This is a genomic window from Terrabacter sp. GCM10028922 (genome assembly GCF_042666095.1).
Taxonomy (GTDB): Bacteria; Actinomycetota; Actinomycetes; order Actinomycetales; family Dermatophilaceae; genus Terrabacter.
Window position 1 is genome coordinate 471304 of record NZ_JBHTFG010000010.1, and the last position, 15325, is coordinate 486628.

At 71.1% G+C, this 15325-nt stretch carries 13 protein-coding genes; 8 read left to right on the plus strand and 5 right to left on the minus strand.

Going from position 1 to position 15325, the window contains the following annotated elements; all coding sequences use genetic code 11:
* Positions 1-89: 89 nt before the first annotated feature.
* Positions 90-428, plus strand: coding sequence for an MmcQ/YjbR family DNA-binding protein (locus ACFQU3_RS12870; protein WP_385910327.1), 339 nt, complete (start codon positions 90-92; stop codon positions 426-428).
* Between the two features lie 37 nt (positions 429-465).
* Here the strand turns inward: ACFQU3_RS12870 and ACFQU3_RS12875 are convergent, their stop codons facing one another.
* Positions 466-870, minus strand: a complete 405-nt coding sequence (locus tag ACFQU3_RS12875; RefSeq protein ID WP_385910329.1) for a VOC family protein — start codon at positions 868-870, stop codon at positions 466-468.
* Between the two features lie 223 nt (positions 871-1093).
* Here ACFQU3_RS12875 and ACFQU3_RS12880 point away from each other — a divergent pair, with 223 nt between their 5' ends.
* Genes ACFQU3_RS12880 through ACFQU3_RS12890 form a run of 3 tightly spaced genes read left to right on the plus strand, consistent with a single transcriptional unit; the run spans position 1094 to position 3785 of the window.
* The gene (locus tag ACFQU3_RS12880; RefSeq protein ID WP_385910499.1) at positions 1094-2008 is read left to right on the plus strand and encodes an ROK family protein; all 915 of its coding nucleotides are present in this window, start codon (positions 1094-1096) and stop codon (positions 2006-2008) included.
* On the plus strand, positions 2005-2955 hold the full coding sequence (locus tag ACFQU3_RS12885; RefSeq protein WP_385910331.1) for a 1-phosphofructokinase family hexose kinase: 951 nt from the start codon (positions 2005-2007) through the stop codon (positions 2953-2955). Before ACFQU3_RS12880 ends, ACFQU3_RS12885 begins: the two co-directional genes overlap by 4 nt.
* Complete coding sequence (locus ACFQU3_RS12890) at positions 2952-3785, plus strand: class II fructose-bisphosphate aldolase (RefSeq protein WP_385910333.1); 834 nt, start codon at positions 2952-2954, stop codon at positions 3783-3785. The genes ACFQU3_RS12885 and ACFQU3_RS12890 overlap by 4 nt, the downstream gene beginning before the upstream one ends.
* A 270-nt stretch (positions 3786-4055) precedes the next feature.
* On the opposite strand, the gene ACFQU3_RS12895 is transcribed toward ACFQU3_RS12890, so the two are convergent.
* Positions 4056-4955, minus strand: a complete 900-nt coding sequence (locus tag ACFQU3_RS12895; RefSeq protein WP_385910335.1) for an SIS domain-containing protein — start codon at positions 4953-4955, stop codon at positions 4056-4058.
* 125 nt (positions 4956-5080) lie between these two features.
* Between ACFQU3_RS12895 and ACFQU3_RS12900 the strand changes: the two genes are divergently transcribed.
* The 4 genes from ACFQU3_RS12900 (at position 5081) to ACFQU3_RS12915 (ending at position 9223) form a co-directional block, all read left to right on the plus strand.
* Positions 5081-5881: a DeoR/GlpR family DNA-binding transcription regulator gene (locus tag ACFQU3_RS12900; RefSeq protein ID WP_385910337.1), complete on the plus strand. Its 801-nt coding sequence runs from the start codon at positions 5081-5083 to the stop codon at positions 5879-5881.
* Between the two features lie 165 nt (positions 5882-6046).
* Complete coding sequence (locus ACFQU3_RS12905) at positions 6047-7315, plus strand: extracellular solute-binding protein (RefSeq protein ID WP_385910339.1); 1269 nt, start codon at positions 6047-6049, stop codon at positions 7313-7315.
* A gap of 13 nt (positions 7316-7328) precedes the next feature.
* Positions 7329-8324 (plus strand): carbohydrate ABC transporter permease, encoded by a 996-nt coding sequence (locus tag ACFQU3_RS12910; RefSeq protein ID WP_385910340.1) that lies wholly within the window; start codon positions 7329-7331, stop codon positions 8322-8324.
* A complete protein-coding gene (locus ACFQU3_RS12915) occupies positions 8321-9223 on the plus strand; it encodes a carbohydrate ABC transporter permease (protein ID WP_385910342.1) in 903 nt (300 codons plus the stop codon). Before ACFQU3_RS12910 ends, ACFQU3_RS12915 begins: the two co-directional genes overlap by 4 nt.
* A gap of 3 nt (positions 9224-9226) precedes the next feature.
* Here ACFQU3_RS12915 and ACFQU3_RS12920 read toward each other — a convergent pair whose 3' ends face one another.
* From ACFQU3_RS12920 to ACFQU3_RS12930, 3 genes are all read right to left on the minus strand, one after another.
* Entirely contained in the window at positions 9227-10654 is a 1428-nt protein-coding gene (locus ACFQU3_RS12920) for a hypothetical protein (RefSeq protein WP_385910344.1), read from the minus strand.
* 145 nt (positions 10655-10799) lie between these two features.
* The gene (locus ACFQU3_RS12925) at positions 10800-13151 is read right to left on the minus strand and encodes a beta-galactosidase (protein ID WP_385910346.1); all 2352 of its coding nucleotides are present in this window, start codon (positions 13149-13151) and stop codon (positions 10800-10802) included.
* Positions 13148-15325 carry a glycoside hydrolase family 3 N-terminal domain-containing protein gene (locus ACFQU3_RS12930; protein WP_385910348.1) on the minus strand — a complete coding sequence of 726 codons (2178 nt, stop codon included), beginning with the start codon at positions 15323-15325 and terminating at the stop codon, positions 13148-13150. The genes ACFQU3_RS12925 and ACFQU3_RS12930 overlap by 4 nt, the downstream gene beginning before the upstream one ends.

The window sequence follows — 15325 nt, forward strand, 5'->3', positions numbered from 1 at the left end:
AGGTGTCGCCGCCAGCGGAGCAGGTCCCTCGTGCCGGACGCATCGGAACGGCGTGCTGCCCGGCCGTGTGGCAGGGTGGAGGGGTGCCCGTGACCATCGACGACGTGCGCCGTGTGGCCGAGCAGCTGCCTCGCTCGTACGAGGTGCTGGTCCGCGATCGCGTGAAGTTCCGCGTCGGCAAGATCGTGTGGCTCGCCTTCTCCGCCGACGAGACGCAGATGGGCTTCGCGTTCCCCAAGGAGGAGCGCGACGTGCTCGTCGCGAGCGAGCCCGACGTCTTCCTCATGCCGCGTCGCTCCGACCTGCGGTTCAACTGGGTCGAGGTGAGGCTCGCGGCGCTCGACGAGGTCCGGATGCGTGAGATCGTCATCGACGCCTGGCGGCTCGTCGTGCCCAAGACCGTAGCGCTCGCGCAGGGTGGCGACTGAGGGCCAACCGCGAAGCGGTCAGCCGGCGCGCCGGCGGTCAGCCGATGCGGTAGGACGCGGACGCCCGCGGACCCTTCTCGGCCGCGCCGCGCTCGATGCAGAACTCGTTGCCCTCCGGGTCGGCCAGCGTCACCCAACCGGTGCCGTCCTCCTTGCGGTGGTCACCGATGACCGTGGCACCCGCGGCGAGGGCCCGCTCGACGGCCTCGTCGCGGGTGCCCTCGTCGGGGGCGACGTCGAGGTGGACGCGGTTCTTCGCCGTCTTGCCCTCCGGCACCGGGACGAAGAGCAGACCCGTGCCGGGGTGCGGGAAGCAGGGTGCGACGACGACCTCGGGGTCGTCGTCGTAGTAGACGTTCCAGCCGAGCAGGCCAGCCCAGAACGTGGCGAGGTCTCGCGAGTCGGCGCAGTCGAACGTGATGTTGTGGATCTCCAGTGCCATGCGCGCAGCGTCGTCCCGATCACGCTCCGCCGCAACCCGTTTGCACGTGTCGGTCGGCGGCGTGCGTGAGCCGGGGACGGCATCGCCGCCGGGCGCGCGTTTCCCGAGCGGCCAGGCGCCGTCGGTGGGAGGCTGACGTTGTGCCCCGCCGCCTCTCTGCGTGTCCAAGTGTGATTGTTCAGGTAAAAAACCGCGCACTAATGCGCATAGACTGCGCGGCGTGATGCGCGAAGCAGTGGTCGGGATCGACGTCGGTGGCACCCGGGTCAAGTCGGTCCTCGTGACGCCCGACGGGCAGGTCCTCGCAGAGGCGGTGTGGCCGACGCCCGAGGACGTCGGCCACCAGCTCGGCGAGGTCGCCGCCAAGTCCGTGGTCGAGCTGACGGCCCGCGCCGGCGATGCGGGTGGTCAGCTCGACCTGCTCGCGGTCGGCGTCGCCGTGCCCGGGCTCGTCGACGAGGTGACGGGCATCGGCGTCTGGTCGGCCAACCTCGGCTGGCGCGATCTCGACCTGCGCGGGGGTGTCGCCGCCCACGTCGACGTCCCGGTCGCCGTCGGACACGACGTCCGCTCGGGGCTGCTCGCCGAGCACCGGCTCGGCGCGGCCCGAGAGGCCGACAACGTGCTCTTCGTCCCGCTCGGCACCGGCCTGGCGAGCGCGATCCTCTGTCGCGGTCAGCTCGTCACCGGCTCGCTCTGGACCGGCGAGATCGGACACATCGTCGTCGTGCCCGACGGCCCCCAGTGTGCGTGCGGTCAGCGCGGCTGCCTCGAGGCGCTGTCGAGCGCCGGAGCGATCGGACGCCGCTGGTCCGAGGCCACCGGCCTCGTCGGCGACGCCGAGGAGGTGGCCCGTCGCGCCGACGCCGGCGAGCCCGAGGCCCGTCGCATCTGGCAGGAGGCGATCGACGCCCTCGCGATCATGGTCGCCCCGGTCGTCGCGGCCGCCGGCACCGAGCTCGTCCTCATCGGTGGCGGCCTCGTCCACGCCGGCGACACCCTCCTCGACCCGCTCCGCGACGCGCTGACCGTCCGCCTGGGCGGCCGGGACGACGTCGCCGTCGAGGCAGCAGCCCTCGGCGACCGCGCCGGCTCGCTCGGGGCCGCGACCATCGCGCTCGACCTCGTCGGTCGATGATCATCACGCTGACGCCGAACCCGGCGTTCGACATCACGTATGCCGTGACGTCCGTCGCGCTCGGCGAGTCCCACCGCGTCGGCTCGGTCAGCGAGCGCGCCGGCGGCAAGGGCCTCAACGTCGCGGCGGTGCTCACGGCCATGGGCCACCGGGCGGTGGCCGTCGCACCCGTGTTCGAGCTCGACGCCGGCCTCTTCGCGTCCGACCTCGACGCTCGCCGGGTCCCGCACCGACTCGTCAGCTCACCCTGCCCGACCCGGCGTTCGGTGGCCGTGGTCGAGGCCGACGGGCGTGCCACCTTGCTCAACGAGCCCGGTATCGGCCAGTCGCAGCGGGTCTGGGACCGCCTCGCGGACGAGCTCGTGCGACTCGCGCCCGAGGCGAGCGTGCTCACGGTGTCGGGGAGCCTCCCGCCCGGCACCGACCACGACCTCATCCGCCGCCTCACCCTCATGGCTCGCGAGGCCGGCCTGCGGGTCGTCCTCGACGTCAGCGGCATCCCCCTGACCCGTGCGCTCGGTGCCGGCCCGGACCTCGTGAAACCCAACCGGGTCGAAGCGGCCGTCACGTTGACCGGTCTCGGGAGGGGCGAGGTGCCTAGCGTCCCCGGCGCGGCCCGCGCCCTCGTCGTCGCGGGCGCGAGGGCAGCCGTCGTCAGCGACGGCACGAACGGTCTCGTCCTCGTCCACGAGGACGTCGCCCTGCGCGCCCACCTCCGCCGTCCGCTGTCGGGCAACCCGACGGGCGCCGGTGACGCTCTCACCGCCGCGCTGGCGGCCGACCTCGAGGGGGGCCTGCCGCAGGGCCGCGACGCCTGGGCGGCCGCGCTGCGCCGCGGCATCGCGTGGTCCGGCGCCGCCGTCCTCCAGCCGGTCGCCGGCTCCGTCGACCCGGCCGACGTCGACCGCCTGCTCCCCACCGTCGAGATCGAGGAGATCCGTCCGTGAGCCGTTCGCCCCTGACGCCCCTGCTCGCGGAGGCGTCAGCCGCCGGGCGGGCCGTCGGGGCCTTCAACGTCGTCCAGATCGAGCACGCCGAGGCGTACGCCGCTGCGGCCGAACGCGTGGGCCTCCCCGTGGTCATGCAGATCTCGGAGAACTGTGTGCGCTACCACGGGTCTCTCGGGCCCCTCGCGGCCGCGACGCTCGCGATCGCCGACGCGTGCGCCCAGCCCGTCGTCGTGCACCTCGACCACGCCGAGGACGTCGACCTCGTCGAAGAGGCCGTGCGGCTCGGGCTGACGTCGGTCATGTTCGACGGGTCGATGCTGCCCGACGACGAGAACCGCGCCGCCACCCGACGCGTCGTCGAGCTGTGCCACAGCGCCGGCATGAGCATCGAGGCCGAGCTCGGAGAGATCGGCGGCAAGGACGGCGTCCACGCCCCCGGAGCCCGCACGGACCCCGCGGATGCCGCCCGGTTCGTCGCCGACACGGGCGTCGACGCCCTCGCGGTCGCCGTCGGCAGCAGCCACGCCATGGCCGACCGGACCGCCGAGCTCGACACGGATCTCATTGCGGCGCTGCGCGACTCGGTGCCGGTGCCGCTCGTGCTGCACGGTTCCTCGGGCGTACCCGACGCCGGCCTCGTCGCGGCAGTGCGGGCCGGGATGACGAAGGTCAACATCGCGACGCACCTCAACCGGGTCTTCACGCGCGCGATGACCGACCGTCTCGAGCAGTCGCCGACCGTCGACACGAGGGTCTACCTCGGCGCCGCGCGCGACGCGGTCACCGACGAGGCCGCTCGCCTGCTGCAGCTGCTCGCCCTCCGCTGACCCCACCACCCCGTCGAGTGGGCACTTTCCACCGGGTGGGGGTGGGTGCGAAGTGCCCACTCGACTGTTTGTGATGGTCGAGTGGGCACTTTCCACTGGGTGGGGGCGGGTGCAAAGTGCCCACTCGACTCTTGGGGTGGGTGCAAAGTGCCCACTCGACTGTTTGTGATGGTCGAGTGGGCACTTTCCACCGGGTGGGGGTGGGTGAAAGTGCCCACTCGACTGTTTGTAATGGTCGATTGGGCAGTTTGCATCGGGTCCAGGGCCCCCTCAGGTGAGCACGATGCTCCGGGTGAGGTTGCGCGGGGCGTCGGCGTCGAGCCCGGCCGCGTCGGCCTTCGCGAGGCACAGGCGGTGCAGGCGCACGAGCTCGGCGAGCGGGTCGATGTCGCGGTGCTCGAAGTGCGCGCCGGCCGCCCGGACCTGGTCCGCGAGGCCCTCGGGCACGTCGCCGAACGCCCACACCGCACGGCCGGGGGCAGCGATGCTGATCGGGCCGTGGCGGTACTCCATGGCCGGGTAGGCCTCGGACCAGAACTGCGCCGACTCGCGCAGCTTGAGCGCGGCCTCGTTGGCGATGCCGCCCGGCCAGCCCCGTCCGAGGAAGGTGACCTGCTCGGCCACCGCGAGCCGGCCGTATGCCGTCGACGTCTCCTCGGCGAGGACGGCGCGGGCCTGCGCGGCGACCGGCGCGAGGTCCTCGCCGAGGGAGGCGCGCAGCAGTGCGAGGGTCGTCGTGGCGAACCGCGTCTGCACGACGCTCCGCTCGTCGACGTCGTCGAGCAGGATCGTCGCGGCGGACCGCTCGACCACCGGCGTGCGGGCGGTCGCGACGATCGACACGTGCGGGGTCCCGGAGGCCCGCAACGACTCGACGACCTCGATGACCTCGGTCGTCGTGCCCGAACGCGTGATCACGACGACCCGGTCGTAGCCACGGCTCAGGCGGTGCTCCGAGGCGGCGTACGCGTCGGTGACGCCCTGCCCGAGCTCCTCACGGCGTGCGGCATACGCCTGGCCCATGAACCACGACGTGCCGCAGCCGATCGTCGCGACGCGCTCGCCCGGCCTCGGCAGGTGCTCGGCGACCGTCGCGAGCCGTCCGACGACCCGCTCCCAGTCGTCCGGCTGCGTGGCGATCTCCTGGGCGAGGTGCTGGTTCTGCGGCATCGTGGGGCTCCGGACGGTCGTGACGGCCCAGGGCCGTAGTGATGTGACTGTGTTTGATCGAAAGACAGCGTAAACGCGCATAGATGCACATGTCCATTGCTCGAACTGCGCGGTATGGTCGGCGCGTGACCGAAGAGATCGATCTCGCCCGTAACCGCGCCAGCCGCTGGTCGACCATGCTCGACCGCCTCGCCACCGTCGGACGTCTCGGCGTCGGGGAGGCCGCCGAGCTGCTGGGCGTCAGCGAGGCCACCATCCGTCGCGACTTCTCCGAGCTCGCCAAGCGACAGCTCGTCGCCCGCAACCACGGTGGCGTCGTCGCGACCTCGGTCGCCTACGAGCTCCCGTACCGCTACCGGAGCAGTCGCGCGGACGACGACCGGGCCCGCGTCGCCGAGGCGGCGGCCGCGCTCGTGCGCCCGGGCCAGGTCATCGGGCTCAATGGCGGCACGACGACGACCGCGACGTCGCGGGCCATCACGGCGCGCGAGGACCTCGCGAGCGAGGGCGAGATCACGATCGTGACCAACGCGCTCAACATCGCGACCGAGGCGGTGCTGCGACCGCACGTGCAGTGCGTCTCACTCGGCGGCGTCGCGCGCCCGGAGTCCTACGAGGTGACCGGCCCGCTCGCGCAGCTCGTCCTGCACCAGCTGTGGCTCGACGTCGCGGTCGTCGGTGTCAACGGGCTCTCCGCGCGCGAGGGAGCGACCTGCCGGCACGAGGAGGAGGCCGCCATCATCCGCACGATGATCGAGCGCTCGAAGCAGGTCATCTGCGTCGCCACGGGCGACAAGCTCGGCATGCGCACCTTCGCCTCGATCTGTCCCGCCGAGCGCATCGACCACCTCGTCACTACCGTGGGCGCAGACCGGGCGGAGATCGACGCGCTGCGCGAGGCGGGCGTCGAGGTGCACCAGGTCTAGGCGATCCGCGCACGGGGGATGCGCGATTGTGATTGATTGGACCAAATTTCAGTCACCTTTGGTCTTGCGGTGAGCAAAATCCCGCTCTAGGTTGGGCGTCACCGTGTGACGGGTGGGCGCGTGATCACGCCGCCAACCACTCCCGGCACCGAACCAAGGAGAGACATGAGGTCGATGAAGAACTCTGTGGTCGTCGCGGGTCTGGCCATCGCGGGCCTCGCCCTCGGGGCCTGTGGCGGTGGCACCGGAGCCGGCAACGCGGGCGGCGCGGGAGGCTCCACCGGTGGTGGTGAGGAGGCCAAGACGATCAAGCTCGTCGCGGCCGAGTACTCCAAGGACCACACCAAGGCGTTCTGGGACGCGTTCGCCAAGACGTACAAGGAGAAGACCGGTTACACCCTCGAGGTGCAGGTGGTCAGCTGGGACAACATCGACCAGCAGTCCTCGACGATGATCCAGAACAACCAGGCGCCCGACATCCTCAACCTCAACGCGTACGCCAGCTACGCGAAGGACGGCCTGCTCTACGACTCCGATGCCGTCCTGCCGGCGAGCGTCAAGAGCGACATCCTCGACACGTTCGTCAAGTACGGCACGTACGACGGCAAGTTCTACGGCTTCCCCGACCTGTCCTCTGCCCGCGCCTTCTTCTACAACAAGACGCTCTTCAAGCAGGCCGGCATCAACCAGCCGCCGAAGACCTGGGCGGAGCTCGAGGCAGACGCCAAGAAGATCACCGCGCTCGGTGGTGGCAACGTCGGCTACGCCCTCCCCCTCGGACCCGAGGAGTCGCAGGGCGAGTTCTCCATGTGGCTGTTCAACAACGGCGGCACGTGGAAGGACGGGGGGAAGTGGACGATCAACTCCGACAAGAACGTCGAGACGCTGACCTTCCTCAAGAAGCTGACCGACGCGAAGCTCACCCAGAACAACCCTGCCCGCAGCAACCGCGCTGACGCGTTCGACCTCTTCAAGTCCGGCAAGGCCGGCATGGTCATCGGCTTCAGCCCGCTCGCGGCCGACCTCGACAAGGACAAGAAGGTCGACTACGGCGTCGCGCCGTTCCCGACGAACGACGGCTCCGAGAGCAAGACCTTCGGCGTGACCGACTACCTCATGGCCTTCAAGAAGCCGGGCAACGAGAAGGCGGTCAAGGCCTTCTACGAGCTGTACTACCAGCCCGACCAGGTCAACACCTTCATCAAGGCCGAGGGCTTCCTGCCCGTCACGAAGTCCGGTGTCGAGGCGTTCGCCGGTGAGACGAAGCTCAAGGTCTACCTCGACACGCTGCCCAACGCGCAGCTGACGCCGACCGACGACCCGACCTGGGACAAGGTCAAGCTCGCCGTCCAGCAGAATCTCGGCGCCGCCATGACCGGCGACCCGAAGGGCGTGCTCGACAAGCTGCAGCAGACCGCCGAAAACGGCGGCTGAGGCTCGCGGCGCGATGACCGAGCCCTCCACCGTGACCCCCGACCCCGCCATCGCCGCGGGGTCGGGGACCCCCGGCTCCCGTATGCCGTCCCGCCGGTCCCGTGGCAGGCGGGCCGGCCGCATCGGCCAGGTCCACCCCCTCGTCGCCCTGGTCTGGCTCGCGCCGGCCCTCGCGCTCATCCTCGGCGTCGTGCTCTACCCGGCGATCAAGCTCTTCGACGCCTCCCGCGGCGACTACTCGATCACCGGGCTGCGGCGCGGTGACGCCGGCTGGGACAACTACGCCAAGGTCCTGGCCCACCCAGACCTCGGGACGGTCCTGCTCAACACGGTCGTGTGGGTCGTCGCGGTCGTCGCGGTCACGATCGTCATCAGCCTGGCCCTCGCGCAGTTCCTCGTGAAGCAGTTCCCGGGGCGGCGCTTCGTGCGGTGGGCCGTCATCATCCCGTGGGCGGCGTCGCTGGTCATCACCAGCCAGCTGTTCGTGCTGCTCTACGACTACAACTACGGGATCATCAACCACGTGCTGCTGAAGCTGCACGTCATCGGCACACCCATCGACTTCCTCGGCAACGACAGCTGGACGATGTTCTCGATGGTCGTCGTCGGTGTCTTCGTGTCGGTGCCGTTCACGATCTTCGTCTTCATCGCCGGTCTGGGCGCCATCCCCGACGACGTCATGGAGGCCGCGACCGTCGACGGCGCGAGCCCGTGGCAGCGTTACTGGAACATCACCCTGCCCCTCATGCGCCCGGCCCTGATGATCGCGACGGTGCTCAACGTCATCTACGTGTTCAACAGCTTCCCGATCGTCTACACGCTCAACGACCGCAACCCGGGCTACCTGCACGACACGACGATCACGTTCATGTACAAGCTGGCGTTCAAGAGCCAGGAGAAGGACGTCGGCATGTCGGCCGCGGCGGGCATCTTCAACGTCCTGCTGATCCTCGTCGTCGTCGCCGTCTACCTGAAGATCATCAACTGGCGCGAGGAGACGAGCCGATGACCTCGACCACGGTCTCAGCCCCGCCGTCGGCGGGCACGCCTGCGACGCAGGTCAGCTCGACATCAGCGCCTCGGGACCCCAAGCGGCGCAGGCGGATCCTCATGGCGATCGGCGGAGCGCTCGTGGCGTTCGTGTTCGTCGCGCCGTACCTCGTCATGGTGCTCGACTCGCTGCGCACGAGCACCGACGTCAAGAGCGCGCCGCCGACGATCTTCCCGAAGGTCTGGCAGTGGGACACCTACGCGCAGGTGCTCGGTGACGAACGTTTCCTGGCCTGGCTCAAGACCTCGCTCGTCGTCGCGGCCGGGTCGACCGCCATCGTCATCCTCGTCGCGGTCCCCGCGGCGTTCATGACAGCCCGGCACCGCTTCCCGGGACGAGGCGTGTTCCTGCTGCTCGTGCTCGTGACGCAGATGTTCGCACCCACCTCGCTCGTCGTCGGCCTGTACCGACAGTTCTTCGAGCTCAACATGATCAACACGTACGGCGCGCTCATCATCACGAACGCCGCGTTCAACCTGGCCTTCGCGATCTGGATCCTGCACGGCTTCTTCGCCTCGATCCCGCTCGAGGTCGAGGAGGCGGCGGCGCTCGACGGCGCGGGCCGCTGGCAGGTGCTGCGCCGGGTCATGCTGCCGCTGACGCTGCCGGGCCTCGTGACGGCGACGATCTTCACCTTCATCGCCGCGTGGAACGAGTACGTCGTCGCGCTGACGCTCATGATCGACGACGACCGCAAGCCGCTGACCGTGGGCATGCGGGCCTACATCACCGGCTACGAGCAGCACTGGGACCAGCTCTTCGCGGCGTCGGTCATCGCCGTCGTGCCCGTGGTCATCCTCTTCGCGATCATCGAGAAGCACCTCGTGGGCGGCCTCACCGCCGGCTCCGTCAAGTAGGCGTCACAGCCGGGCCGGCGGGGGCGGCACGACGACGCCGACGACGGTGCCGAGGTCGACGACCGACTGCCGGGCCGCCGCGATCCGGCGGCACTCGGCCGCGGTGCACCACCGCGGCACCACGCCGTCCTGGGCCGTGCGCACCATCATCCGCACGGTGCCGGCGGTGATCTGGCCCCTCGCCGTGTTCCGCTGCTTCGCCGGCTGGTAGAGCACGACCTGCGGCCGTGACCCGTCGGGTCGCGGCCGCGTGGCCCGCTCGACGAGGGCGGAGTACTCGCGGCGCGTCGCCTGGTGGTCACCGACGTCCGAGCGCCACGTGAGGACACCGACCACGGCGAGGACGGCCAGGCAGGCGACTCCGATGCGGGGCGACCACCGCGACCCGGCCAGCAGCAGCGCGGCCGGGAGGACGATCGCGAGCCAGGCCCAGAGCTCACCGCGGGGGTCGGTGTCGATGCCGGTCACCAGGGTCTGCGCCGAGCCCAGCCCGACCACGACCGCGATGGCGAACCACAGCCGCACCAGGGCCGGCCAGAGGCGCGCGTCGAGGTACGCGACCACGGACGCGGCGACACCCACGAGGCCGGCAGCCCAGACGACTCCCCCTAGTCGGTACAGGGCGCGCAGGACGCGCAGGGTGTTGACCTTCGCGTCGTAGAGGCTGACCAGGGGGTTCGGGTGCCGCCAGGCGGCGATGCGCAGCCCGAAGTGGTCGAACGCGATCTTGTTGAGCACGTAGATGACGGCGACGCCGACCGCGTAGGCGGCGATGAAGCCGACCGCGAGCAGCACCAGGTCGCGCCACGGCCGCAGCCCCACCTGCAGCACGGCACAGACGAAGAGCAGGATCCCGACGGGAGGGTAGGTGAGCACCGCGAGGACGGTGACGACGAGCAGCCACCCCCCGAGGCGGCGCCGGCTGCGTGCTGCCGCCGGCAGGGTCCAGACACCCGCCGCGGCGACGACAACCGAGGGCGTGAGCGTGCCCGGCCAGTAGAGCAGCCGCACCCACACGACGGACACGAAGAGCGTCAGGCCGAGCAGCGCGTCGACCGCCCAGTGCAGCTGCGGGAGCCGCAGCCGGACGAGGCGCCACAGGCCTGCGACGAAGAGCGCGTATGCCGCCGCGTACGTCACGGCAGCCGCGACGGGGGTGCTGTGCTGCCCGATGACGTACCACCAGGCCGAGTTGAGCCAGCGGCCCTCGAGGAGGTTCTTGGCGACGACTCCCGCGGCCGTGGGCGTGTCCGGCGGCAGCAGGTAGGGCCAGTCGTCCCGTCGGATGTAGGGCGCTACCGCCTGCGAGACCGCATCCGTCAGGACCAGCGCCGCCGCGAGGACCACCGCCACGATGACCCATCTCGGCGGCTGGGTGGCGTGACCGTGACCGGGCGACCCCGTGGCGGAGGGGCGGACCTGGACCGTCATCGTTTGGACTCGCTCACCCGTCACGAAGGGGACATCTGTCCCCATGACGATAGGTACGGATCCGCCGGGGTCCCGGGATCCGGGAGCCTTCACAGCGACTTCCCAGCGGACTCACCGGATGCCTACCCCGGCACGCTGCCTCGAGTCAAGGAGCCGGTGTGCCGTCGGGCGGGTGGAGGGTGTGCTCGCCCTGAGCGAGCCGGACCACCGTGCCGTCGACGACCACCGTGGTCCCGCCGTCCTCGTCGAGGCCAGGGCGGAAGCGGACCGTGCCGTCCACGTCGACGGCGGCGACCTCCGCCGAGGCCCAGTCGACGCGGCGACCGGCGACGTCGAGCCCGAGGGCCAGGACGTGCCCGGTGCGGCCCGGGACCTCCAGCGTGGTCCCCGCGGCGATCGCGGTGCCGTCGAGGGCGACGGTCACCGTGGCCGCAGCGCCGGACGTGTTGATGACGTGCAGGGCCTGCTGGCCGTCGGCCGTGCTCGTCGTCGTCGCGAAGACGCCCGGCCACTGCGTCTCGAGGCGAAGCCCCGGGCCGACGCCGAGGCTCGACAGGGCCCGGTCGAAGAGCAGCGGGTCCGACGGCACCTGGGCGGCCAGCACGATGGCCCGGCCCTCGCCGAGCGGCACGTCGACGCCGCACACGGCGCCGTAGACGTCGGTGAGCACGACGTCGCCGCGCTCGTGCACGAGCGGCTGGAGCCAGCCGGCCCGCATCTCCGGCCACGGCTCGGCCCAGCCGTGGGCGACCAGCGACGGGAAGTAGTGCCCGTGGTCGCGCACGACCTCCCCCGGCTTGATGCCGAGTGCGTCGGCGAGGACGGTGCACGGCGTGCCGTCGAGGTCGCGTTCGGGGAGGCGGCCGAGCAGCACGACGTTGCCTCCCGACACGACGTGGCCGACGAGGCGCTCCTGCACGGTGCGCGACACGTAGCGGCCGACGCCGACGAGCACCGTGCTGCCGGGCTCGGGGTCGCGACGCTCGAGATGCACCGCGCCGTAACGGAACCCGCCGAGCAGCAGCGATCGTGCGAGGGCCTTGCGCTCACCCGCCCCGCGCTGCGACGTCAGGTCGTCGACGACCTCCGTCATGAGGGCGGACCCGGGATGGTGGTACTCCGTCATGTAGGCGTCGAGCACGAGTCCCAGCGACACGTCGTCGTGGTCCTCCTCCATCCGGGAGAGCCACTGCTCGTTGGCCTTGATCGCGTGGATGCTGCGCTTCGTCGCCTCGTAGGTGTAGCCGCGCTGCCCCTCAGGACCGACCGGCGCCGCTGTGCCGTGGCGCTCGCCGGTGAACGAGATGCGGTCGTTGCCGTCGCCGACGACCTCGTCCAGCGGCGGGTTGATGCCGCCGGCGAAGAGGTAGTAGTTGATGAGCCGGTTGCCCTGCGCGAGGCAGAGCCGCGTCTTGAGGTCGGCGGTCGACGGGTCGTACTGCATCTCGGCTCCGGCGCCGTAGTCGCCCGACCCCGCCTCGAACTCCAGCGAGGTCAAGGGCTGGTCGTCGTCGTGCACGGCCGCCATGAAGGCGTTGATGACGTAGAGGTCGGTCATCGTGTTGAGCGTGGCCTCGCCGAGGTAGTGGTCCGAGCCCGAGACCATCCCCGGGATGCCGCTGTACGTGTCGACGAGCTGGCTGATGCCGATGGGGAACGGCGCGCCGTTGCCGCCCTCGGTGCCGTGGAGGTTGACGAAGAACGGTACCCCCGCGACGTCGCGCTCCTCGCACATCCGGCGCAGGGTGGCGACGTAGTCGCCGAACCGGCGGCGCATGAAGAGGCCGAGGTCGAGCCGCAGCGGCCCGGCAGCTTCCTCCGAGGGGGAGCGCACGAGGTCCGCCCAGCCGGCCTCACCGGGCAGGACGGCATACGGGGGCGCGTCGGCGTGACGCTCGCGGACGAACTCGCCGAACGACTCGACGAGCCCGTCGGTGAGGTCGGGCGAGTTCGTCACCCAGGCGAGCATGCCGACCTCGTTGTCGAGCTGGACACCGATGACCGGGCCGCCGGCCGGCTGCAGCCGCGGCGCGAGCACGGGCATGATCGCGTCGAACCAGCGGCCGCTCTCGGCGAGGAAGGCGGGGGCGAGGTAGTCGACGGTGCGGGAGGGAGCCGGTGCCCCGTCCCAGCCGACCGGGACGATCTCCGGGTGGTCGCGGCAGACGCGGAACGGGATGCCCTCGTTCTTCAGCTCGGCCATGACGAACGGCCCGGGACGCGCGATGAAGCGCAGGCCCTTCTCGGCCGCGAGGTCGATGAACGCGCCGACGTCGCGCTCGGGACGGGTCTCTCCCGTCACGTCGATGCTGCCGTCGGGCAGTTCGTGGAAGATCCACGGGAGGTACGAGGCGACGGTGTCGCAGCCGGCCCCGACGAGCAGGTCGAGGCGCTGGCCCCACTCCTCGCGCGCGACGCGGAAGTAGTGCACCTCTCCCGACATGACGATGCAGGGCTCTCCGTCGATGCGGATCTGGCGCCGCGTGGTCTCGATCATGAGTCGTTCCTCACCGTGATGGTGACGGGCTGGAGCCGGGCGGAGTCGGGCCCGGTGAGCAGGACCACCTCTCCCTCGTCGATGCGGGCGGTGAGGTCACGGCCTGTGTACGCGAACTGCTCGGCGTGGACCTCGAAGGTGACCTCCCGCGACTGTCCCGGGGCGAGGTCGACGAGCGCCCAGTCGGTGAGCTCGACGAGGGGCCGGGTGACCTGGGCGACGGGGTCACGGACGTAGAGCTGGACGACCTCGCGGCAGGGGCGCTCGCCGGTGTTCGCCACGGTGACCGTGAGGGTGAGGGAGCCGTCGGTGGGGATGGTGGAGGTCGACACGGTGGGCGCGGCGTAGTCGACCGTCGTGTATGACAGGCCGAGCCCGAAGGGGAGCCGCGGGTAGGTGAGCGCGTCGAGGTAGCGGCCCTCCTCGTGATCGACGTCGGCACGGATGAGCCGGCCGGTGGGCCGCTGGTGCGTGCTCGTGGGGATGTGGCCGCTCGAGAGGGGGAACGTCATCGGCAGTCGGCCGTGGGGCTCGACGTCGCCGAGGAGGATCGAGGCGAGGGCGGTGCCGGCCTCCACCCCGGGGTGCCACACGACGACGACGGCAGCGGCCAGGTCGAGCACCTCGCCGAGGTCGAGCGGGCGGCCGGTGTAGACCACGGCGACGACGGGCTTGCCGAGCCGGGCGACCGCCCTCAGCACGTCGAGCTGGCCGTGCGGAAGGCCGATGTCGGTGACGGAGTTCGCCTCGCCGGACCGCGACGGGTGCTCGCCGAGCAGCATCACGGTGCGTTCGGCCCGCCGGGACTGCTGGAGCGTGCGGTCCGAGAAGCGGCCGTCGCTCACCTCGACGCGGTCGCCGAGTCGCGCCTTCAGCGCCGAGCCCGGGCTCACGACGTCCTCGCCACGGCCGTCGAGGGTCCACGTGCCGAGGAGGGCTTCGCCGTCGTCGACGAAGGGGCCGCTCAGCAGCACCGTGCCGGAGTCGCGGTCGAGCGGCAGCACGCCGTCGTTCTTGACGAGCACATGGGCGGCCTGGGCGGCTCGGAGCGCGACCTCGCGGGACTCGGGAGTCGGGGCGTTGGTCGCACCCGGCCGGGCGGCATACGGGCGTTCGAAGAGACCGAGCCGGAACTTGAGCCGCAGCACGCGACGCACGGCGTCGTCGACGAGGGCGAGCTCGACCTCGCCCGACTCGACGAGCTCCTCGAGGTGCGCGAGGTAGGCGCCGCTGACCATGTCGAGGTCGACGCCGGCACGGATGGCGAGGGCGGCCGCCTCACGGTTGTCGGCGGCGACGCCCTGGAACACGATCTGCCCGATGCCGTTCCAGTCCGCGACGACAACGCCGTCGAAGCCCCACTCGTTCTTGAGGACGCCGCGGACCAGGTGCTCGTGGGCGTGCATGGGCGTGCCGTCGACGTCGTTGAAGGCGGCCATGACGGTCATGACGCCGGCGTCGACGGCGGCCTTGAACGGGCGCAGGTGGAGGTTGCGCAGCGTGTTCTCGCCGACGCTCACCGTGTCGTAGTCACGGCCACCGGCGGCCAGGCCGTAGCCGGCGAAATGCTTGGCACACGCGGCGATCCGGTCGAGGCCGCTCGGGTCGCTGCCCTGGAAGCCACGTACGAGCGAGGCTGCGAGACGTCCCGAGAGGACCGGCGTCTCGCCGAGGGACTCGGCGACGCGGCCCCAGCGCGGCTCCTCGGAGATGTCGACCATCGGCGCGAAGGTCCACGCGACGCCCTCGACGGCGGCCTCGCGGGCCGCGACCTCACCGACCCTCTCCGCGATGTCGGGGTCGAAGGACGCCGCGAGCCCCAGCGGGATCGGGGCCACGGTGCGGTGGCCGTGGATGACGTCGCGGCCGAAGAGCAGCGGGATGCCGAGGCGGCTGCCCTCCACGGCGTGGCGCTGGGCGGCGTCGATGCTGCCGACGAGGACACCCTCGTCGCGCTCGTTGCCGCCCGTCGCCCCGGACGCGTAGAGGCTCGAGCTGATGCGCCCGGCGCGGATGGTCTCGGCGTCGGCATCGGGATCGATGTTGGCGACCTGATGGGTCTGGCCGACCTTCTCGGCCAGCGTCATCTCGGCCATGAGCAGGTCGATGCGCTCCTCGACGGGCAGCGCGGCATCGAGCCACGGCCTGGTGGTCGTGGCGGTGGTGTCAGTCAT